This is a genomic window from Gemmobacter lutimaris, assembly GCF_003570715.1.
GTDB classification, from domain to species: Bacteria; Pseudomonadota; Alphaproteobacteria; order Rhodobacterales; family Rhodobacteraceae; genus Gemmobacter; species Gemmobacter lutimaris.
Genome location: NZ_QXXQ01000004.1, coordinates 299,010 through 319,491 on the forward strand (window position 1 = coordinate 299,010; position 20,482 = coordinate 319,491).

The following is a 20,482-nucleotide window of genomic DNA, read 5'->3' on the forward strand; positions in this document are numbered from 1 at the left end:
CGGTCTCAACCCCCGCCAAGCTGCGTTGCGATGCCATAGATCGAAGGGCCGATCAGGATGATCATCAGGGGCGGCAGGGTGAACAGCATTGTGCCCAGTGTCAGCTTGGTCGGCAAGACGTTTGCCTTTTCTTCGGCCCGCATCACGCGCTTGTCACGCATTTCGGCCGAATAGACCCGCAGCGCCTCGGCGATCGAGGTGCCGAAGGTGGCCGATTGCACCAGCGTGGTGACGAACGAGGCCACATCCGGCACGCCGACCCGTTCGGCCATGTCCTTCAGCACCTGCACCCGTTCCTTGCCGGCCTTGACCTCCTGGCTGACGATCTCGAATTCTTCCGACAGCGCGGGGTAGCCCGCGCGCGTTTCCTTGGCGACGCGGTTGATGCACTGATCCAGCGATTGCCCCGCCTCGACGCAAACCAGCATCAGGTCCAGCGCATCGGCAAAACCCTGCACGATTTCCTGCTGGCGGGTCTGCAACCGGCGCTGCACCCAGTATTGCGGCAGGTAATAGCCTGCTGCTGCCGGAACGATTGTGAACAGGATCAGCTTCTGCGTCGGCAGATCGCCGTTCTGGTTCTTCAACATCATTGTATAGGCAAAGCCCAGCACCAGACCGCCGATCCCCAGCGCGAATTGCGCGAAGTGGAACATGCGCACCGCATTCTTTTGCCGGTAGCCCGCGCGCATCATCTTCAGCCGCGAGGCCGACATGGTGTCGGCGTCCTGCGGTTCGAGGAAGGCTGCGTATTTCTCAAGCTTGTCGGCTGCACCGCGCTGCCGCAGGTCCTCGACCTTGGTTTCGGCGGCGCGTGTCGTGCGTTGCTCACGCAGCTTGTCCAGCGGGTCGGCGCGCTTTTTCATCAGTGTGGGCAGCGTGGCGGCAGCCAGCAGGATACCCAGCGCCAGCAGCACGATCACCGGGCCCAGGGGCCCGAAGGCATCGACCAGCATGGCCTTCAGATTGTCGAACATGACCGGGCCTCAGACTTTGATATTGACCATGATTTTCATGTAGATGATGTTCAGGATCAGAAAGACGCCGACCGCCAGCGCCGCCGGCACAAAGGCCGAAGTTTCCTGAACCTCGTCGAAATAATCGGGTTTCAGCATCAGGATCATCACCAGCGCGAGGATCGGGAAGGACGACAGAAACATCCCCGACCATTTCGCTTCGGCCGTGATGGCCTTGACCCTGCGGAACAGCTTGAAGCGCGAGCGGATGACCTTTGACAGGCCTTCCAGAATCTCGGCGAGGTTGCCGCCCGATTGCTGCTGGATCGTCACCGCCACCGCAAGGAAGCGCAGATCCTGATTGTCCATCCGTTCGGCGAAGGCTTTCAGGCTTTCGGCCACGTCGCGGCCATAGGCGGCCTCGTCGCCGATCAGGCCGAATTCGGTGCCCAGCGGATCGGGCACTTCCTTGGCTACGATCCCCATGGCCGAGGCGAAGGGATGGCCCACGCGCAGGGATCGCACCATCAGCTCCACCGCGTCGGGAAGCTGTTCTTCCATCAGCGCCACGCGCTTCTTGGCCTTCTTGTTGACCCACATGTAGACGCCACCAACCCCCATGACGATGGCGATCAGCACCCGCACCGGGCCTTCGGCAGGGGTGCCCACGGTCAGACCCAGATAGGCAAAAACCGACAGCCCCGCCATGACCCCGATGAGCTGGATCGGCGAAAAGGCGATATTGGCCTTCTGCGCTTTCGACGCCAGGATCGAATAGATCGGGATCGACCGCGCGCGCATATGCTGGCTCATCTCCTTGCGGAGCTGAGCCAGCACTTCTTCACGGTTCTGGTTCTTCTCCATCAGCGCAAGGCGGCGCGACATGCGGCTGTTGAGGCTGATCGACTTGCCGAAGACGGTCAGATACAGGCCCTCGACCAGTGCAAGCACGGCGATGAAGATCAGGGCGTAGACGATGACGGCGGGATTGATCGTCATGGATGCACCTCAGGCAATCGGTTCGTAGATCGACGGGGGCAGGTTGAAGCCCCATTGCTTGAAACGCTCGGAGTAATGCGAGCGCACGCCGGTCGCATTGAACCGGCCGATGATCTTGCCATCCGGGGCCATGCCCAGACGTTCGTAGCGGAAGATTTCCTGCATCGAGATCACCTCTCCCTCCATCCCGGTGATCTCGGTGATCGAGATCATCCGGCGCGAGCCGTCTTGCAGGCGGCTGGCCTGCACGATCAGGTTGACGGCGCTGGCGATCTGGCTGCGCACCGCTTTCAGCGGCATTTCGATCCCGGCCATGGCGACCATGTTTTCCAGACGGCTGATGCCGTCGCGCGGGTTGTTGGCGTGGATCGTGGTCATGGACCCGTCGTGGCCGGTGTTCATCGCCTGCAACATGTCGATGACCTCCTCGCCGCGGGTTTCGCCCACGATGATGCGGTCGGGGCGCATCCGCAGCGCGTTGCGCAGACAGTCGCGCTGCGTCACCGCGCCCTTGCCCTCGACGTTGGCGGGGCGGCTTTCCATGCGGCCGACGTGGATCTGCTGAAGCTGAAGTTCCGCAGTATCCTCGATGGTCAGCACGCGCTCGGTATTGTCGATGAACGAGGACAGCGCGTTCAGCGTCGTGGTTTTCCCCGAGCCCGTGCCGCCCGAGACGATGACGTTCAACCGGGTCGAAACGGCCGCTTCCAGATAAAGCGCCATCTCCTCGGTGAAGGCGCCGAATTTCACCAGGTCATTGATGCCCAGCTTTTCCTTCTTGAATTTACGGATCGAGACCAGCGAGCCATCCACCGCCACCGGCGGCACCATGCAGTTGAAACGCGAGCCATCGGCGAGGCGCGCGTCGCAATAAGGGTTCGATTCATCGACGCGGCGGCCCACCGCGCTCACGATCTTGTCGATGATGCGCAGCAGGTGACGTTCGTCCTTGAAGGTGATGTCGGTCAGCGTCAGCTTGCCACCACGTTCCACGAAGATGCGTTGCGGCCCGTTGACCAGAATATCGCTGACGGTTTCATCCTTCAGCAGCGGCTCCAGCGGACCAAGGCCCATCACCTCGTCGTAAAGTTCCTGGTTCAGCGTGGCACGGTCCTGCGCGTTCAGCGCCACCGCCATTTCGTCCAAGGCTTCGGCGGAAATCGCGGCGATCTCGGCTTTGAGGTTCGATTCCGTCGCCTTTTCCAGCGCCGCGAGGTTCAGGTTTTCCAGAAGCCGCTTGTGCAGTTCCACCTTCAGTTCCTGAAGCCGGTCCTTGCGCTTGCGTTCCTTGTCGGCCGCAGCCGCCTCGGCGGGCGCGCGGGGGGCGTTTCGCGCCGGGGCCAGACCGGGCGTTGCCGGTTTGGCAGGCTGCGCAACGGATTTGGGCGCGGCATTCGCCGCGCCGACCGGCGCCATGGTGGCAGCTTTGGGCGTGCCGCCCTCGGGCTTCTTGAACCTTGAAAACATCTCGTTACTCCACGCGCCGGGTCGTTACCCCCGGCTTGCCTCGGCGGCCTTGTTCACCTCGAAAAGCTGCTTCGCCAGCTTGCCGATTTCCTTGCGCAGCGGGTTTTTCGCGGCGGTTTCCGAAAGCGGCAGACCATGATCATTGGATTGCGTCACCTGCGCGCCACCGTCAGGCAGTTGCACCTCGATGGTGATGTCCAGACTTTCAGCCATCCGCTTGACCCGGCTTTTCGCGGTCAGGTCCGTGAATTTCGGTGCACGGTTCAGCGCGAAACGCAGCTTTTCATGCGGCAGTCCCTCGGCCTTCAGGGCACGGGTCAGACGCAGCACGTTTTGGGCAGAACGCAGGTCCAGTTCCATCAGCCCGAAATAGACATGGGCGCGCGACAGGACCGTTTCGGTCCAGGCCACGATGGTCTTGGGCATATCGACGATCACGAAATCGAAATTCGCCATCGCCATGTCCAGCAGCCGCGCCACATCATCCGGTCCGATGATGTCGAGCGGCAGCATGTCCGCCGGGGCGGTGAACACATGCAGGCGGTCGTTGAAGGTGATCATGGCCTGAAGGAAGGAATCGCTGTCGGCATGTTCGGTGTCCTGAAGGATCTCGAACACCGCCTCGCGGCGCGGCAGATCCAGATAGGTCGCCACGGCGCCGAATTGCAGATCCAGATCCAGCAGGCAGACACGCGGCGGGTTCTGCTTGTCGATGGTGGCAAGTTCCCAGGCAAGGTTTGCGGCGAAGGTCGAGGCGCCGGTGCCGCCTGCCAGACCATGCACCGGCAGCAGCACCGCATCGCGGTCGCCCTTGGCCTTGAAGCTGGGGGTCTGGTGCGGTTCTTCCGGCTCGGCCGGTTGCGCGGCGGCGGCAGGGGTCGGGGAAGGGGCGGGCTGCCGGATGCGCTCGATCGCTTCGTGCAATGCGCCTTCCGGCAGCGGATAGGGCACGAAGTCATCGGCCCCGAGACGCAGAAGCTGATGCAGGGCGACGGGGCTGACCTGATCGGCGATCAGCACCACGCGGATTCCTCGGCCCTTGGCGGTGCGGATGATCTCGGTGATCCGCGTCAGATCGGCCTCGTCCTTGTCATCCACCGCCACGGCAACGAATTGCAGCGTCGCCGCATCGGGCTGTTCAAGGAAAATCGCGGCGTCCTCGAAGGACAGGTCACCCCAGTTCTCACCAAGCTCCTGCTCCATATCGTCGATGAGCAGTTCGAAATTCTGAACATCGCGCGAGATCGTGCACGCCAGCACGGGCGCAGGATCGGGCTGAAGATTTGCCACACTCGTCATTGCCTCTATCCTTCCTTGGCCAATGCCGACAGGGAGGGGCAATGCCCTATCCGAATCCCCTTGTCGTCACCGGGGCGTGGAATGGACCACGCCATTGGTTCGATTGCCCTGAAACTGCGGGTCAATATTGGCGACATTTTGGCCGAAAAGCCGTCAATCCGGGGCATTTGGCCGGGCGAAACTGGCCAGAGGCGGGCAGGGGCCGGAAATGAAAACAGGCCCCGAAGGGCCTGTGATCTGTCGTCTTGCCGGGATCAGCCGCCGCCGCCGGTGCCGCCCGGCACCAGGATTGGTTGCACCTCGGTATTCGGCGGGTGCCGGCGTTTGCCCAGTTCGATATATTCGCGCATGATCACGGCGGCATATTTGCCGTTGATCGGCACGGGTTTGCCCTTCTGGATGAAGCCCGCCACCTCGGTCACGGTGCGGCGGTTCTGTTCCTCCGGGCTTTGCGTCATCACCACGGGACGGGTTTCGCCGTAGGAAACCAGCGCTTCGAGCCGCGCGCGCGCAATGCCGCGGCTGCCCAGATAGGCCACCACCGCCTGCGCGCGTTTCTTGCCAAGCGCCTTGTTATAGGCGTTCGAGCCGACCAGATCGGTATGACCGTAGACCGAGAAGCGCAGTTCGGGGAACTGGCTCATCCAGTTGGCCTGATGGTCCAGAATGCCACGCGCCTCGGGTGTCAGTGCAGCCGAGTTGAACGGGAAGGTGATGGTCGAAGGCACTTCGCGGGCGAAGCGCTGCCCCAGCTGGATCCGGTAGTCGGCGGCGCCCGACTGGATCAGCGAGTTGTTCATCGTGGCTTCACCGAAATGGCCGCTATCGACCTCGGCGCCCAGTTCCTTGTTCATGTCGCCGCAGGCTGCCAGTGCAAGCAGCGATGCTGCCGAAAGAATGATCCGCATGTGCCCCCGCATCGCTTACTCCATCACATAGCCGTAGGGGCTGTTGAAGTCCTGCCGTGCCACTTCGCCAGCCGGGCCCTTGGCGCCTGCAACCTTGCCGAACAGGAACAGTTCCTTCTCGGTCGGAATGCGGACCCGGTCTGTCGGCAAGGCCAGCGCCTCGCCGCGGGTCGGCGTCACCAGATGCGGGGTGACGATAATTACCAGTTCCGATTGCTGGCGCTGATATTCGGCGCTGCGGAACAGCGCGCCGATGATCGGGATGTCGCCCAGCCACGGAACCTGGCCGTTCAGGTCGCGGAAGTCGTCTTGCAAAAGCCCCGCGATGGCAAAGCTTTCACCGTCGCGCATCTCGACCGTGGTCGAGGTTTCGCGGCGCCGGAACGCATTGACGCTGAAGCCTTCGTTTTCCACCGTCACCGTGCTGTCGATCGAGGACACGGCGGCGTTGATCGTCAGGTTGATGTTGTCGCCGTCCACCACGACGGGGGTGAAGTTCATCTCCACACCGAAGGGCTTGTATTGCACGGCGATACCGTCTTTCGACACCACCGGAATGGGATATTCGCCGCCCGCAAGGAACTTGGCTTCCTGCCCCGAAAGGGCGGTCAGGTTCGGCTCGGCCAGCGTGCGCACGACACCCTTGGATTCCAGCGCCTCCAGCAGCACCGCGAACTGCAGGGAGCCGGCGGAAAAGCCCAGTGCCAGCCCCGAATTGGCGCTTTCGCGCACAGTGATGTCACTGCTGTTGATCGAGTTTCCGTCGTTCAGCCATGTGCCGGTCTTGCCCGAGACACCAACCTTCGACCCGCCCGCGATGGCCAGCGACGAGGACAGGTTCTTGGCGACCGAGCGCTGCATTTCGGCAAAGCGGACCTTCAGCATCACCTGCTGTGCCCCGCCCACCGACATCAGGTTCGACACCCGTTCCGGTGCATAGCGTTCGGCCAGATCCAGCGCACGGTCGAGCTTGGCGGTGGAGGAGACGGTGCCCGACAGCACAATGCCGTCATTGGCGGTGCGGACCTCGATATTCTCGCCCGGCAGGATCTGGCGCAGGCGTTCCTTGAATTCTGCCACATCGGGGGCAACCTGCACCTCGACGTTGGAAATCAGCTTGCCGTCGCCGGACAGCATGGTCAGCGTTGTGCGGCCGGGCGCCTTGCCCAGCACATAGATGGATCTGTCCGACAGGGTAGAAATGTCGGCGATGCCGGGGTTGGCGATCGACACATCCGTAAAGGCGGTGTCGCTTTCCACCACCACCGCGCGGTTCATGGGGACATTCAGCGGTGCCGAGGCGCTGCCCGACATGACGCGCAGGTTCTGGGCCTCTGCGGTACTCGCTCCGGCGGCGGCGAGGCAAAATCCTGCCAGCACCGCCACGATAAACTTGCTCAATTGCATGTGACCTGCCTTTCGGATCACGCCTCGGGAACCGGGTCTTTTCGCCCTTTATTCGCATTCAAGATGCCGCAAGCGTCATTTTATTGCAAGAATCAAACGCTTGTGCGGCAATGTTGCTGTGGATAACCTGCAACAATCTACCATGAATAGCCCTAAACGCAGACGGCAGCACGATTTCTTGTGCTGCCGTGCGGGTATCCTGCAGGTTCAGTTGGTGCAAGGGATCGGAATTTCCAGCACGTCGGCGCCCTTGCGGGTCTTGATCGTGCAGACCTTTTTCTCGACCTCGGGGGCGGCGGCCTCTCTCTGGATGCCCAGAAGCTGATCGCTGTTGACCTCGATCGGGCCCGCGATCGGCGTGTTGTCGTCGGTCTTGGCAACCAGCGACACGGAAAGCTGGCCGGTGGCCTGGCCCTGCGCCAGACGCGCAACCTGCTGCGGGGTCGCGGCGACGGTCATTGCCTTGGGGGCGGCAAAATCGGTTCCGCTGCTGGCGCCCTTCGCATTCTTGGCCGGCGGGCGGTCCACCGCGATGATTGCCAGCGATGTTTCGATCATCTGGGTCACCTCGCCGCCCATGCTGCTGGAGCCGGTCCAGTAGACATCGACCCGGTTACCCGGTTGCAGATAGCGCGAGGCGCCCGACGCATCGTCGAATTTGATGGTAAAGGCGCGTTCACCCTGCGCCAGCATGCCGGTCAGCCCCGCAACCTCGCCCGGTTCGGTGATCTTGACGGCCAGCACGGGCTCGAATTTCTCCATCTGGCGCAGCACGAAGCGGGGACGGGTCTCGCCTTCGGGGAACAGCGGTTCGCTGGCCTTGAAGATGCCTTCGGGCAACGCGCTTTGCGGCCAGTAGATCAGTTGCACATCGTCGCGTGTCAGCGCATCGCCATAGTTGACGGGCTTGTTGACGACATAGACCTCGACCAGAGGCCCGGTTTTCGCCCGCATCTCGCGTTCTTTCGCAAGCTGGGCCTGAGTATGTCCGATGAAGTTCTGGGCCATATAGACCGCGAACCCGGCGAGAGCCAGCCCGAGCACCAGAACACCGGCAAAAATCATGCGCATTCTCGTTCGTCTCCCATTCTTTGCCCCAAAGGGCGGGTAGCTGTCGTGGCGCCTAGCTCTGTGCCTCAAGCACCTTGTCACCAATGCCTTCGGCAGCCTGTTCGTAAAGCAATTCGGTTACGATCAGGAAAACGCCCATCGTCATCACGATGACGGCCGTTGCCAGCACGATCCAGTCAACAGTGATGGCCGCATCTTCGGCCCTCAGGAAACGGGTGATCTTTTCCATGTCGATACTCGTATCGGGTTACCGTGCACAACAGCTGTGCCGCACAATGAAACAGGCTGCGGCTTGTGACCAAGCCGCAGCCCATGCAGTCTCGAACTGTCCGAAGACGCTCGGATCAGTAAGCGGCGGCTTCGTCCAGCTTGTCGGCGATGTTCGCCGCGGTCGCGTCGAGCGAGGGCGAGATGGTTTCCATCACGACGAGGCCCAGGCCCACGATGGCGGCGGTCAGCACGACCCAGTCAACGGTCACGGCGCCCGATTCGTCGTTTTTGAAGGATTTGAAGATGTTCAGCAGTTTCATGGTCTTGGTCCCTTGGTTCAGGTGTTGCTCACTACGCGCCGCCCTTGCTTCTGATCGGCCTCTGTTCCGATCCGCTTCGTTGCGGCATGGGTGTATATAGCCCCCTGAAGGTGGCGGGAGTTGGGAGGCAATTTGACCACTCGGGAAATCTGAATAAAACCTGAAGAAAGTTTTCAAGATATTGAAATTGTTCAAAATATCTTTTGAATATTTTTCGTTTCTTTCGGCTGGGTCCGGCTTGCGGGGCAGAGTTGGGCGGGAATGAGGCAAAACTGCCACGATCCGTGGGGGGGATTCCGCCCTCGCTGGAGCGATTCACGGGTTTCTGCGAAAGTAGGGGGGCTAGAAACCGGAAAACGGGCAGGCAGCCGCATGAGGCGGGCAGTATTGGCGACGATTCTGACAGGGGCGATTCTGCCCTTTTACTGGCATCCGGCGGGTGCCCAGACGCCTCCGGCATTCGAGGATTTCACGTTCCGTCGAATCAAGGCGCCCGCTGCCGGGGTCGGCAAGCGCATCACCGTGCAGATCGACCCCGAGGAACAGGCGCGCCGACTGGCCGCCTCTCCCAAGGTGGACCGCAAGAAAGAGGCGCAATCGGTAGCCGACACGCCGCCTGCGGCGCCACTGGCCGATCCGGTTGCGAAACCCGCCTCTTCCTACGCATGGTTCTGGGATCAGGTGCCGGTGGATCGCGCGGCGATGAAGGGGCGTTTCCCGCAGGCGCTGGCCGCGCTGTCACAGGGGCCGGGGGGCAAGGCCGTCACCGCGCCGCGGTTGCAAGCGATGCAGAATATCGCTTCTGCCTATGGCACCGAGATCCTGAAGGCCACGATCGGCACCGAGGTTTCGCCTGCGCTGGCGCTGGCGGTCATCGGGATCGAAAGCGCGGGACGCCCGGATGCGGTCAGTTCCGCAGGGGCGCAGGGGTTGATGCAACTGATCCCCGCTACGGCCGAACGCTTTGGCGTGACAGATTCCAAGGTGCCCGCGCAGAACATCAAGGGCGGGGTCGCCTATCTTGACTGGCTGATGAAGCGGTTCGACCGCGATCCGCTGATGGTGCTGGCGGCCTATAATGCGGGTGAGGGCGCGGTAGAGGCCAATGGCGGCATCCCGCCCTATGCCGAAACGCGGGATTATGTGCCGAAAGTGCTGGCCGCCTGGCAGGTGGCGCAGGGCCTGTGCCTGACCCCGCCGGAGCTGTTTTCCGACCCCTGCGTGTTCAAGGTGATCGCGGCGGGCGGCTAGACCGCGAAGACATCCGCCCATTCGGGATGGCGCTTGCGCTGCGCATTCACGAAGGGACAAAGCGGCATGACCTTGAACCCTTCAGCCCGCGCATCCGCGACCAGACGCAGCACCAGCGCCAGCCCGGCGCCGGTGCCTCGAAAACTGTCGGGAACGCCAGTGTGATCGGCGATGACAAGCTGGGGCGAGGTGATGGAATAGGTCAGTTCGGCCTCTTCACCACCCTGCCGGATGACATAGCGACCCTTCGAACCCGAGGTTTCGCGTGTAATCTCGAAATCGCTCATACCATCCTCACATCTTGGTTTGCCGCCCCACGTTCTGCGGGGCGGCTGTGTTGTCTTTCGGATCAACCGACCAGAGTCGCCTCGGTCGCGGCGCGCATTTCAGCCTCGGTCACGCCATCGGCCAGTTCAACGATCTTCAGGCCGCCCGGCACCACGTCCAGAACGCCCAGATTGGTGATGATACGATCCACCACCGCCTTGCCGGTCAAGGGCAGGGTGCAGGCTTTCAGCACCTTCGATTCACCATGCTTGGAGGTATGGTCCATCACAACCACCACGCGGCCGACGCCTGCCACGAGGTCCATGGCGCCGCCCATCCCCTTCACCAGCTTGCCGGGGATCATCCAGTTCGCCAGATCGCCGTTTTCCGCCACTTCCATCGCGCCAAGGATCGCCATGGCGATCTTGCCGCCCCGGATCATGGCAAACGAGGTCGCGCTGTCGAAATAGGCGGTCTGCGGCAGTTCGGTGATGGTCTGCTTGCCGGCGTTGATCAGGTCGGCATCCTCTTCGCCCTCATAGGGGAAGGGGCCCATGCCCAGCATGCCGTTTTCCGATTGCAGCGTGACGTTGACGCCTTCGGGGATGTAGTTCGACACCAGCGTCGGAATGCCGATGCCGAGGTTCACATACCAGCCGTCCTGAAGCTCCTGCGCGGCGCGTGCCGCCATCTGATTGCGATCCCAGGGCATCAGGCTTGCTCCTTCTTGCGGGTGGTGCGCTGTTCGATGCGCTTCTCGTGCTGGCCCTGCACGATGCGGTGGACATAGATGCCCGGCAGGTGGATGTGATCGGGGTCAAGGCTGCCCAGCGGCACGATTTCCTCGACCTCCGCCACGCAGACCTTGCCGCAGGTGGCGGCGGGCACGTTGAAATTGCGCGCGGTCTTGCGGAAGATCAGGTTGCCCGAGGGATCGGCCTTCCACGCCTTCACGATGGACACATCTGCCACGATGCCGGTTTCAAGGATGTATTCGCGGCCGTTGAAGACCTTCACATCCTTGCCTTCCGCGATCACCGTGCCGACGCCGGTGGCGGTGTAGAAGCCGGGGATACCCGCGCCGCCCGCCCGCATCCGTTCGGCCAGGGTGCCTTGCGGGTTGAATTCCAGCTCCAGTTCGCCCGACAGATACTGGCGCATGAATTCGGCATTCTCGCCGACATAGGACGAGATCATCTTCTTGATCTGCCGGGTCTTGAGCAGCACGCCCAGACCGAAATCATCCACGCCACAGTTGTTCGAGGCGATGGTGATGTCTTTGGTCCCCGCCGCCTTGATCGCGTCGATCAGCAGTTCGGGGATGCCACAGAGGCCGAAGCCCCCCGCCGCCATCGTCATGCCGTCGAACAGCAACCCTTCCAGCGCCGCCCCGGCACTCGCATATGTCTTGTCCATGCGTCTCTCCCCGCAAACTCTCCGGCGTCAAGTTGTGGCGATTGCAACGGCCTAAGTCAATCGACCCCTTGCCGCATCGCAGCAGGACAGGGCGGAAAGCCTGCCGTGGGGCAGGATGCGCCCTTTACCGCGCGGCGGCGGCATGTCATTTCCAAGACCAGTGCGGGTGTGGTGGAATGGTAGACACAGGCGACTTAAAATCGCCAGGGGTATCCCGTGCGGGTTCGAGCCCCGCCACCCGCACCAGAAGCCGCGCTCCTGTCAGCGTTCCAGCCGGGCTTTGCGCAAGAAGCGGGTCGGCTGGCAGCCGCCGTTTTCCTAGTCATTCCCAAGCTTCAGGAAAGGAAGACGGGAATGCTACTGGAAGGAAAGACCATTATTGTCACCGGCGCAAGCAGCGGTATCGGGGCGGCTGCGGCGCGGATTTTCGCTGCTGAAGGGGCAGGGCTGGTTCTGGGCGCGCGGCGCGGCGACCTGCTGGCCGATCTTGCGGCCGAGATTGCGGGGAAAGGCGGCAAGGCCGCTTTTCTGGCCGGGAATGTCGAAAGCGGTGCCTATGCCGCCGATCTGGTGGCGCTGGCGGAAGCCCGGTTCGGCGGGCTTGACGGCGCGTTCAACAATGCCGGCATGACCGGAGAGCTGGGGCCGGTCCCCGACATGACGGAGGAAAACTGGCACAAGGTGATCGCGGTCAATCTGACCAGCGGCTTTCATGCGGCCAGGGCGCAGATCCCGGCGCTGCGGCGGCGTGGCGGCGGCTCCCTCGTCTTTACCTCGTCCTTTGTCGGACACACGGTCGGGTTGCCGGGGATGGCGGCCTATGCGGCAGCGAAAGCCGGGCTGATCGGCATGACGCAGGTTCTGGCGGCAGAGCACGGGGCCGAGAAGATCCGCGTTAACGCCCTGCTGCCCGGTGGCACCATGACCTCCATGGCCGGGGAAGATGCCGGGTTCCATGATGTCGTGCGGGGTTTGCATGCGCTGAAGCGGATGGCGGAACCTGCGGAAATCGCCAATGCGGCGCTGTTCCTGCTGTCTGACAAGGCGTCTTTTGTGACCGGCACTGCAATGCTGGCGGATGGCGGCAATTCGATAAGCAAGTTTTGAGCCTCAGGCGCTGTCCCGGTGCGGGGCAGCGCTCAGCCCCGGTCGCGCCACTCCCGCCCCAGCAGGGCATAGATGAACTCGTCGCCCCAGACCCCTTCGAAGAAGTCGTTCTCCACCAGATGCGCCTCGCGGCGCAGGCCCAGCCGGTCGGCAAGGCGCCAGGAGGCTTCGTTGCGGCTGGCGATGCGGGCAAAGATCCGGTGCAGGCCGCAGGGACCGAAGCCGAGTGCCAGCATGGCCTGCGCGGCCTCGGTCGCGTAGCCCTGTCCGGCGTAATCCGGGTGAAAGATATAGCCAAGTTCACCCTGACGCGCGGTGCGGCTGGCATATTTCAGCACCACCTCGCCCAGCAGAGCCCCGTCCGTCTGGCGGCAGACGGCCAGCCGGAAGGCATCGCCCTCGTCTTCGAACCGCGGATCGCAGGCGCGGGCGAATTGCTGGGCCAGCGCCTCGCCCTCGGGCGGGGCGGTGTAGAGGTGGCGGTAGACCTCGGCCCTGCGGTGGCAATCGGCATAGGCCGCGAAATCCTCGGGGACGAAACGGCGCAGCGAAAGCCGCGCCGTTCGATGGGGCAGGGGCGGCAGCCCGGTCACGGCAGCATCTGCGAGGGCAGGAACAGCGTCAGGCCCGGGATCAGCAGCAGCAAGAGCAGGCGCAGGATGTCCATCATCCAGAAGGGCGTCACCCCGCGGAAGATCGTCGCGGTGGAGACGTTGCCGACCACACCTTTCAGGATGAACACATTCAGCCCGACCGGAGGGGTGATCAGGCTGATTTCCGTCACCACCACCACGATGATGCCGAACCACACCGGGTTGAAGCCCATGCCGGTGACCAGCGGAAAGAAGATCGGCACCGTCAGCAGAAGCATCGACAGGCTTTCGAACACGCAGCCCAGTGCCACATAGATCAGCACGATCAGGGCCATCACCAGCCAGGGCGAAAGTCCCATCTCGATCACGCCATTGGCCAGCGCCTCGGGCAACCCGGCGATATTGACGAAGTTCGAGAAGATCCACGCCCCGATCAACACCGCAAACAGCGAGGCGGTGGTCAGCGCGGTTTCCTCCAGCACCTCGCGGATGTCAGCCAAGGTCAGCCCGCCGCGCGCCAGCGCGATCAGGAAGGCGCCCATCGCGCCCATGCCTGCCGCTTCGGTTGGCGAGAAGGTCAGGTGGATCGGCCAGACATCCAGCGCGCCGTAAAGCCCGCCGATCACCAGCCCGAACAAGAGCAACACCGACCAGACGCCGCGCAGCGCCGCCAGTCGCTGGCCCCAGGTCGCGCGCGGGCCTGCCGGACCGGCAGCCGGGTTGCGCAGGACCGAGATATAGACGGCGGCCAGATAGAACAGGATGCCCAGCGCGCCGGGGATGATCCCTGCGATGAACAACTGCCCGATGGAGGTTTCAGTCAGCAGCCCGTAGATCACGAGGATGACCGAGGGCGGGATCAGGATGCCCAGCGTCCCGCCTGCGGCGATGGAGGCGGTGGACAGGCTGTCAGCATAGCCGAATTTCCGCATCTCGGGCATGGCGACCTTCGACATGGTGGCAGCCGTGGCCAGCGACGAGCCGCAGATCGCGGCAAAGCCGCCGCAGGCGACGATGGTCGCCATGGCAAGGCCACCCCGGAAATGGCCCAGAAAGGCGTTCGACACCTGATAAAGCTCGCGGCTGATGCCGCCCTTGTTGACGAACAGCCCCATCAGGATGAACAGCGGCACGACCGAAAGGCCATAATCCTGGCTGGTGTCGATCACCAGTCGCGCGGCCATTGAGATGGCGCCGCGAAAGCTGGTTTCCAGCGTATAGCCGACAAGGCCGACCAGCCCCATGGCAAAGGCGATGGGCATGCGCAGCAGCACCAGCACCAGAACGGCGGCAAAACCGATGAGAGAGTCAGTCATGCCCGCCCTCCCACAGCAGGCGCGGGGCCAGCCAGATCATCAGGCCGCGCGCAATCAGCACGGCAGCGGTGAGGAAGGTCATGAGGGCGATGAACCATGTGACGGTGGAAACGGGAATGGCGAGGTATTCGGTCACGTCGCCATAGCTGCGGGCGCGTTCGGCCAGATCGACGATGCGCCATGCGGGCCAGAGCAACATCACGCCCGACAGGGTGGTGACAATGCCGTCGCGCAGACGCTCCAGATGCAGGCGGGCGAAGATCGGGTCCAGCAGGTCCACCGCGATATGCCCGCCGCGCCCCGAAAGCACGGGCAGCGAGGCAAAGACGATGATGGCGATGGCGATGCGGGTCAGTTCGGTGGCGGCCTCGATCGGCGCGCTGAAGGCGGAGCGCAGCACCACGTCACAGAAGGTCAGCACCATAAGCGCGAAAAGCGTGACCGAAGCAAGGATCAGGGGCAGCACCGAAAGGCGCCGCATGAGGCGGATCAGGGGTATCATCAAGGGCTCCCGCAGGCGTGGGGCGCGCCGGTCTGGCGCGCCCTTGGGTCGCGTCAGTTGCCGGCGGCGGCGGTCATCTCTGTCATGACCATATCGTAGGCTGCCTGTGCGTCGATGCCTGCGGCGCTGATCTGCGCCAGAACCTTTTCGCGCACCCGTGCGGCCATTTCGGCGAAGGCGGCCTGATCTTCCGCGCTGGCGGTGACGATCTTGTTGTCCGCCGCGGCTTCGGTCGCGGCACGGGCGTCGGCGTCGCTTTGATCCCAGACGGCGCCCATCATGCGGCTGGCGGTTTCACCGAACACCTTTTCGTCCAGCGCCTTCTGCACATCCTCGGGCAGGCTGTCGAAGCGTTCCTGGCTCATCAGCACCGCGAACGACCCGCGATAGAAGCCGCCGGGCATTTCATAGACGTTCTTCGCCACTTCGTTCAGCTTGAAGCTGGTGCGTTCGCCCATGTTGATCGCAACGGCATCGGCGGCGCCGGAGGCGAGCGTTTCATAGACCTTGGGCGCGGGCACCTGAATGCCGACGAGGCCCAGCTCGGCGCCGACTTCGGCGGACACACCACCGCCAAGACGGGTTTTCAACCCGCTCAGATCGGCCAGCGTGTTGATTTCCTTGCTGGAGTGGATCTGGCCCGGACCATGGGTCGTCAGCGCGACAAGCTTGACGCCGCGATGTTCGTCGAGCTTGTCAAGGAACGCCTTCTGCACATGCCAGTAAGCGACCGAGGCAGCCTCGGCATTGCCCGGATAGCCCGGCAGTTCAATAAGCTGGGTGCCGATGAAGCGGCCCGGCTGGTAGCCGTGGAAGATGATGGTCATGTCGGCGGCGCCGTCCATCACCAGATCCATCTGGGCAGGCGGCGGCGCGAGGCCCAGCTTGATCTCGCCGGTGACCTGGCCATCGGTGGCCTCTTCCATCATCTTCACCAGCCCTTCAAGCATGCCGGTGTTGATCGGGTGGGTCGGTGGCAGCCAGCTGGAGATGGTCAGCGTCTCGGCGGCATGGGCGGCGGCGGCTGTGCAGACGACAACGGCGGCGCTGGCAAGAAGGCGTGCAATCCTGGTCACGGTGGTCTCCCTGTTGTGCGGCCCGACGGCTCCTCCTCCGGCGGGTCCATTATATGCAATTTCATGTATCCACAGAATCGGTCACTTGTGAACTGATTTTTCGCGGACAGACGGGGCTGGCGACATTTTCTTGCCCGGCCATGGGATTGGGCCGGGGTCAGGCATCAAGGGATTCGGCAGGGGCAAGGCGGTCGATCAGGGCGCGCAGGGCCTGCTTGATTCGCGCGCCATCGCTTCCGGCAAGGATATTCAGCAGGTCGGCCTCGTGCCGCCGGGCTTCGGCCACCAGAGCCTCGGCCAGCGCGCGACCCTCGGGCGTCAGATAAACCCGCGTGCGGCGGCGATCCTCGGGGTCGCCCCGCCGGGTGACGATGCCGCGGTCTTCCATCTGCGCGATGATCTTGGTGAGCCGGGATTGCTCGATCAGCGCGAACTGCGCCAGTCGCGTGACCATGGCGCCGTCGCGGTCATGCAGGCAGGCCAGCACCCGCCATTCGGGCACGCGCAGACCTTCTTCGCGCACACGCGCATGGAATTGCGCGCTGGCGGCCTCGCTGGCGGCGGCCAGCAGATACAGCAGATAGCCCGAAACGAAGGTGTCACCGTTTTCCGGTGCAGGGGGCTGGGCAAGCGGGCTGTCAGTCATCGTGTCCTCCGGTGGCACAGGAGAACGCAGGGGCAGGGGGGGTTGTCAATGCGCGGGGCATCGGCGCTGCGGTGCAGGGGGCAAAAAAAGGCTTGACGAAATTTACATGAAATTTCATGTTTTATGACAGGGAGGACGAAACGTGCACAGCATCAAAGCCAGAATCACGGGGATTCAGCCCCTCACCGATCGCATCCGCGAGTTTCGCCTGACCGGCATCGCGGCGCGTCCGCTGCCGGGGTGGGAGCCGGGGGCCCATGTCCGCGTCTCGCTGCCCGATGGTGACAGCCGGGCCTATTCGCTGATCTCACTGTCCCCCGTGCCGGAGGCCCCGACGGAGTATCGCATCGCGGTGCAACTGGAACCCGAGGGCAAGGGCGGTTCGCGCTTCATGCACGGGCTGGCAGAGGGGGCCGAGGTCATGCTCAGCCTGCCGAAATGCGATTTCCCTCTGGTGGCCGGGGCATCTGCCGTATTGCTGGCCGGGGGCATCGGCGTCACGCCAATGATTTCCATGGCCACCGCGCTGAAGGCGGCGGGCACACCGTTCGAGTTCCATTACGCCGGGCGCAGCGCCGGGCTGATGGCTTATGCGTCGGCGCTGGCGGAAACCTTCGGCCCTGCCTTCAGCCTGCATTGCGATGACGATTCGGCGACGGCGCTGGATCTGGACGCGCTGCTTGCCGCGTTGGGCGACCGGCACATCTATGCCTGCGGACCGCGGGGGATGCTGGACGCGCTGCGCCAGAAGGCCGAGGCGGCGGGCATCCCCGCTGCCCGCGTGCATTTCGAACTGTTCGACGCCCCGCAGGCCGAGGCGGACGATACCGCCTTCGAGGTGGAGCTTGCCTCCACCGGCCAGACCTTCACCATCCCGCCGGGCCGCAGCATCGTCGAGGTGCTGGAGGAAGGCGGCGTCGATCTGGTCTACGACTGCCAGCGCGGCGATTGCGGCATCTGTCAGTGCGGCGTGATCTCGGGCGAACCCGATCACCGCGACGTGGTGCTGTCCGAGGCCGAGCGCGCGGCCGGGAAGCTCATGCAAATCTGCGTCAGCCGGGCGAAATCGCCGCGGCTGGTGCTCGATCTCTGAGGGAGGAAGCCATGACACGTTATACCGGCGACAAGGCGGCGGTCGCGGCTCTGGTGCAGGGGCATCAGGTGCATCGCGACGTCTATATCGACCCCGAAGTCTACCGGCTGGAGATGAAGCATCTCTTTGCCAATGCCTGGATCTTCGTGGGGCATGATAGCCAGACCCCGAACAAGGGCGACTACTTCACGACCATGGTCGGCGATCAGCCGGTCATTCAGGTGCGGCATACGGATGGCGAGATCTACGTTCTTTACAACCGCTGCCCGCACAAGGGCACCAAGCTGGTGATCGACCGCACCGGCAATACCGGCAAGTTCTTCCGCTGCCCCTATCACGCTTGGTCGTTCAAGACCGATGGCTGTCTTCTGGCGATCCCGCTGAAGAAGGGCTACGAAAACACCGGGTTCGAACAGACCGACGCCGGCCATGGCATGAAATCCGTGGGCGCGGTGATGAACTACCGGGGCTTCATCTTCTGCCGTCTGGCGGAGGAGGGGATTTCCTTCGAGGAGTTCTTCGGCGGCTCGCTGTCCTCCATCGACAATATGGTGGACCGCTCGCCCGCACAGCGGCTGGAGGTGGCGGGGCCGCCGCTCCGCTACATGCACAAGTGCAACTGGAAGATGCTGGTCGAGAACCAGACCGATACCTGTCACCCGATGGTCGCGCATGAAAGCTCGGCGGGGACGGCGGTGCGGTTGTGGAAGGAACTCGACATGCCCGAGGGCACGCCGCTGCCCCCTGCGATGGAAATCATCGCCCCCTTCACCTCGCCTTACGAGTTCTTTGAAAACATGGGCATCCGCACCTGGCCCAATGGCCATGGCCATACCGGCGTGCATCATTCGATCCATTCGAACTACACCGAAATTCCGGGCTATCTGGACAAGCTGTCGGTCACCCATGGCGAGGAAAAGGCCCGCGCCATTCTGGGCGAGAACCGGCACAACACGGTCTATTTCCCGAACATCATGATCAAGGGCCCGATCCAGCAGCTGCGCGTGTTCATCCCGCTGGCCGCCGACAAGACGCTGGTGGAAAGCTATATCTACCGGCTGGTCGATGCACCCGAGGAACTGACCGCGCGCACCGCCATGTATAACCGCATGATCAACGCCCCCACCTCGATCGTCGGCCATGACGATCTGGAGATGTATGAGCGTGCGCAGGAAGGCTTGCAGGCCGATGGCATGGAATGGGTGAACATCCAGCGCCTTTACGACCCGGACGAGGATTTCGAACAGGAAAGCGTGCTGAACGGCACCACGGAAAAGCAGATGCGCAACCAGTTCCATGCCTGGGTGAAGTTCATGACCCATGACATGCCGGCACGGGAGGCCGCGGAATGAGCGTGACGAAGGACGACATCATCGACTTCCTTTATGACGAGGCGCGGATGCTGGACGAGGGGCGCTATGACGACTGGCTGGCGCTTTGGCTGAAGGACGGACATTACTGGATGCCACTCGACTACAAGCAGACCGATCCGCTGAATGTGACCTCGCTGATGTATGAGGATATCTTCATGCTCAAGGTCCGGGTGGAGCGTCTGAACGGCGCGCGCACCTTCAGCCAGAAACCGAAAAGCCGCTGTCATCATGTGTTGCAGCGTCCCTGGGTGGACGAGATCGACCTTGAGGCCGGGCGCATCCGCACCACGACGCAGATGCACTATGTCGAGACACGGCTGGATGAACAGATGCTTCTGGCGCTGACCGCGCAGCATGATCTGGCGCTGATCGACGGGCGGTTGCGCATCGCCAACAAACGGGTCGACATCCTCAATTGCGATGCCGCCTTCGGCAATATCCAGTTGCTGCCATGAGCGCGGATTTCACCGCCGTCATCACCGGCGCAAGCAAGGGCATCGGCGCCGATCTGGCCGGGCGTCTGCTGGCGCGCGGCTACCGGGTGATCAACCTGTCGCGCGGCCCGGCCGAATTCAGCCATGACCGGCTGGAGAATATGTCGGTTGATCTGCTGGACAGCGCGGCTGTGACCGAGGCCGCCGCCGCCATCGCCGCCCGGCATGAGGTGACACATGTCATCCACAACGCCGGGCTGGTCTGGCCGAAGCTGGTGGAGGATGCGCAGCCCGCCGACATCACCGGCCTTGCGCAGCTGCACCTTGGCGCGGCGCTGTCGCTGGTGCAGGCGGCCCTGCCCGCGATGAAGGCGCGGCGCTTCGGGCGCATCCTGTTCAACGGCTCGCGCGCGGCGCTGGGCGTGCCGACCCGCACCGCCTATTCCGCCAGCAAGGCGGGGATGATCGGCATGGCGCGGACCTGGGCGCTGGAACTGGCGCCGCATGGCATCACCGTCAATGTGGTGGCGCCCGGACCGATCCAGACCGACAACTTCTGGGGCATCGTGCCCAAGGGCAGCGAACGCGAGGCGGAACTGGCGAAACGTATCCCGGTCGGGCGGCTGGGCACGGTCGAGGATGTCAGCAACGCCTTCCTGTTCTTCTGCGATCCGGGCGCGAGCTTCGTCACCGGCCAGACGCTTTATGTCTGCGGCGGTGCCAGCGTGGGCAGCATGAGCCTGTAGCCACGGCTTGCGCGGGGCAGGGCGG

The 20,482-nt window shown here is 63.4% G+C and carries 23 protein-coding genes and 1 tRNA gene; 7 read left to right on the forward strand and 17 right to left on the reverse strand.

All coding sequences use genetic code 11. The features are described from left to right. Positions 1–5: 5 nt before the first annotated feature. From D2N39_RS09845 to D2N39_RS09880, 9 genes are all read right to left on the reverse strand, one after another. Complete coding sequence (locus D2N39_RS09845) at positions 6–977, reverse strand: type II secretion system F family protein (RefSeq protein WP_119134601.1); 972 nt, start codon at positions 975–977, stop codon at positions 6–8. A 9-nt stretch (positions 978–986) separates the two neighbouring features. Further along, positions 987–1,955, reverse strand: coding sequence for a type II secretion system F family protein (locus D2N39_RS09850; protein ID WP_119134602.1), 969 nt, complete (start codon positions 1,953–1,955; stop codon positions 987–989). A gap of 9 nt (positions 1,956–1,964) precedes the next feature. Next, positions 1,965–3,422 carry a CpaF family protein gene (locus D2N39_RS09855; protein ID WP_119134603.1) on the reverse strand — a complete coding sequence of 486 codons (1,458 nt, stop codon included), beginning with the start codon at positions 3,420–3,422 and terminating at the stop codon, positions 1,965–1,967. A 24-nt stretch (positions 3,423–3,446) separates the two neighbouring features. Then, positions 3,447–4,721 (reverse strand): AAA family ATPase, encoded by a 1,275-nt coding sequence (locus D2N39_RS09860; protein ID WP_119134604.1) that lies wholly within the window; start codon positions 4,719–4,721, stop codon positions 3,447–3,449. Positions 4,722–4,975: 254 nt separating this feature from the next. After that, positions 4,976–5,629, reverse strand: coding sequence for an OmpA family protein (locus D2N39_RS09865; protein ID WP_233557104.1), 654 nt, complete (start codon positions 5,627–5,629; stop codon positions 4,976–4,978). Between the two features lie 15 nt (positions 5,630–5,644). Next, positions 5,645–7,036, reverse strand: a complete 1,392-nt coding sequence (locus D2N39_RS09870; RefSeq protein WP_119134606.1) for a type II and III secretion system protein family protein — start codon at positions 7,034–7,036, stop codon at positions 5,645–5,647. Between the two features lie 207 nt (positions 7,037–7,243). Then, positions 7,244–8,107, reverse strand: a complete 864-nt coding sequence (gene cpaB, locus D2N39_RS09875; RefSeq protein WP_119134607.1) for a Flp pilus assembly protein CpaB — start codon at positions 8,105–8,107, stop codon at positions 7,244–7,246. Between the two features lie 52 nt (positions 8,108–8,159). Then, positions 8,160–8,336 (reverse strand): hypothetical protein, encoded by a 177-nt coding sequence (locus D2N39_RS22860; protein WP_158589802.1) that lies wholly within the window; start codon positions 8,334–8,336, stop codon positions 8,160–8,162. A gap of 115 nt (positions 8,337–8,451) precedes the next feature. Then, positions 8,452–8,637 carry a Flp family type IVb pilin gene (locus D2N39_RS09880; protein WP_119134608.1) on the reverse strand — a complete coding sequence of 62 codons (186 nt, stop codon included), beginning with the start codon at positions 8,635–8,637 and terminating at the stop codon, positions 8,452–8,454. A 372-nt stretch (positions 8,638–9,009) separates the two neighbouring features. Between D2N39_RS09880 and D2N39_RS09885 the strand changes: the two genes are divergently transcribed. After that, entirely contained in the window at positions 9,010–9,888 is an 879-nt protein-coding gene (locus tag D2N39_RS09885; RefSeq protein WP_119134609.1) for a lytic transglycosylase domain-containing protein, read from the forward strand. On the opposite strand, the gene D2N39_RS09890 is transcribed toward D2N39_RS09885, so the two are convergent. The 3 genes from D2N39_RS09890 to D2N39_RS09900 form a co-directional block, all read right to left on the reverse strand. Then, positions 9,885–10,175, reverse strand: coding sequence for a GNAT family N-acetyltransferase (locus D2N39_RS09890; RefSeq protein WP_119134610.1), 291 nt, complete (start codon positions 10,173–10,175; stop codon positions 9,885–9,887). The genes D2N39_RS09885 and D2N39_RS09890 overlap by 4 nt on opposite strands. A 62-nt stretch (positions 10,176–10,237) precedes the next feature. Continuing rightward, a complete protein-coding gene (locus tag D2N39_RS09895) occupies positions 10,238–10,867 on the reverse strand; it encodes a 3-oxoacid CoA-transferase subunit B (protein WP_119134611.1) in 630 nt (209 codons plus the stop codon). Beyond that, positions 10,867–11,571 carry a CoA transferase subunit A gene (locus D2N39_RS09900; RefSeq protein WP_119134612.1) on the reverse strand — a complete coding sequence of 235 codons (705 nt, stop codon included), beginning with the start codon at positions 11,569–11,571 and terminating at the stop codon, positions 10,867–10,869. Before D2N39_RS09900 ends, D2N39_RS09895 begins: the two co-directional genes overlap by 1 nt. Positions 11,572–11,733: 162 nt before the next feature. On the opposite strand from D2N39_RS09900, the gene D2N39_RS09905 reads away from it, so the two are divergent. Beyond that, positions 11,734–11,817: transfer RNA gene (locus D2N39_RS09905), tRNA-Leu, on the forward strand. 108 nt (positions 11,818–11,925) lie between these two features. Beyond that, positions 11,926–12,678 carry an SDR family oxidoreductase gene (locus tag D2N39_RS09910; RefSeq protein ID WP_119134613.1) on the forward strand — a complete coding sequence of 251 codons (753 nt, stop codon included), beginning with the start codon at positions 11,926–11,928 and terminating at the stop codon, positions 12,676–12,678. Positions 12,679–12,710: 32 nt separating this feature from the next. Here D2N39_RS09910 and D2N39_RS09915 read toward each other — a convergent pair whose 3' ends face one another. From D2N39_RS09915 to D2N39_RS09935, 5 genes are all read right to left on the reverse strand, one after another. Next, positions 12,711–13,271, reverse strand: coding sequence for a GNAT family N-acetyltransferase (locus tag D2N39_RS09915; protein ID WP_119134614.1), 561 nt, complete (start codon positions 13,269–13,271; stop codon positions 12,711–12,713). Continuing rightward, positions 13,268–14,587, reverse strand: a complete 1,320-nt coding sequence (locus D2N39_RS09920; protein ID WP_119134615.1) for a TRAP transporter large permease — start codon at positions 14,585–14,587, stop codon at positions 13,268–13,270. The genes D2N39_RS09915 and D2N39_RS09920 overlap by 4 nt, the downstream gene beginning before the upstream one ends. Further along, positions 14,580–15,089 (reverse strand): TRAP transporter small permease, encoded by a 510-nt coding sequence (locus tag D2N39_RS09925; RefSeq protein WP_119134616.1) that lies wholly within the window; start codon positions 15,087–15,089, stop codon positions 14,580–14,582. Before D2N39_RS09925 ends, D2N39_RS09920 begins: the two co-directional genes overlap by 8 nt. A gap of 53 nt (positions 15,090–15,142) precedes the next feature. Beyond that, positions 15,143–16,165, reverse strand: coding sequence for a TRAP transporter substrate-binding protein (locus tag D2N39_RS09930; protein ID WP_119134617.1), 1,023 nt, complete (start codon positions 16,163–16,165; stop codon positions 15,143–15,145). Positions 16,166–16,322: 157 nt separating this feature from the next. Then, a complete protein-coding gene (locus D2N39_RS09935; RefSeq protein WP_119134618.1) occupies positions 16,323–16,811 on the reverse strand; it encodes a MarR family winged helix-turn-helix transcriptional regulator in 489 nt (162 codons plus the stop codon). Between the two features lie 142 nt (positions 16,812–16,953). Between D2N39_RS09935 and D2N39_RS09940 the strand changes: the two genes are divergently transcribed. From D2N39_RS09940 to D2N39_RS09955, 4 genes are read left to right on the forward strand one after another with little or no spacing between them, the layout of a single operon-like run. Further along, positions 16,954–17,904 (forward strand): PDR/VanB family oxidoreductase, encoded by a 951-nt coding sequence (locus tag D2N39_RS09940; protein ID WP_119134619.1) that lies wholly within the window; start codon positions 16,954–16,956, stop codon positions 17,902–17,904. 11 nt (positions 17,905–17,915) lie between these two features. Then, entirely contained in the window at positions 17,916–19,256 is a 1,341-nt protein-coding gene (locus tag D2N39_RS09945; RefSeq protein ID WP_119134620.1) for an aromatic ring-hydroxylating dioxygenase subunit alpha, read from the forward strand. Further along, complete coding sequence (locus tag D2N39_RS09950; protein WP_119134621.1) at positions 19,253–19,732, forward strand: aromatic-ring-hydroxylating dioxygenase subunit beta; 480 nt, start codon at positions 19,253–19,255, stop codon at positions 19,730–19,732. Before D2N39_RS09945 ends, D2N39_RS09950 begins: the two co-directional genes overlap by 4 nt. After that, positions 19,729–20,457, forward strand: coding sequence for an SDR family oxidoreductase (locus D2N39_RS09955; RefSeq protein ID WP_119134622.1), 729 nt, complete (start codon positions 19,729–19,731; stop codon positions 20,455–20,457). Before D2N39_RS09950 ends, D2N39_RS09955 begins: the two co-directional genes overlap by 4 nt. The last annotated feature ends 25 nt before the right edge of the window (positions 20,458–20,482 follow it).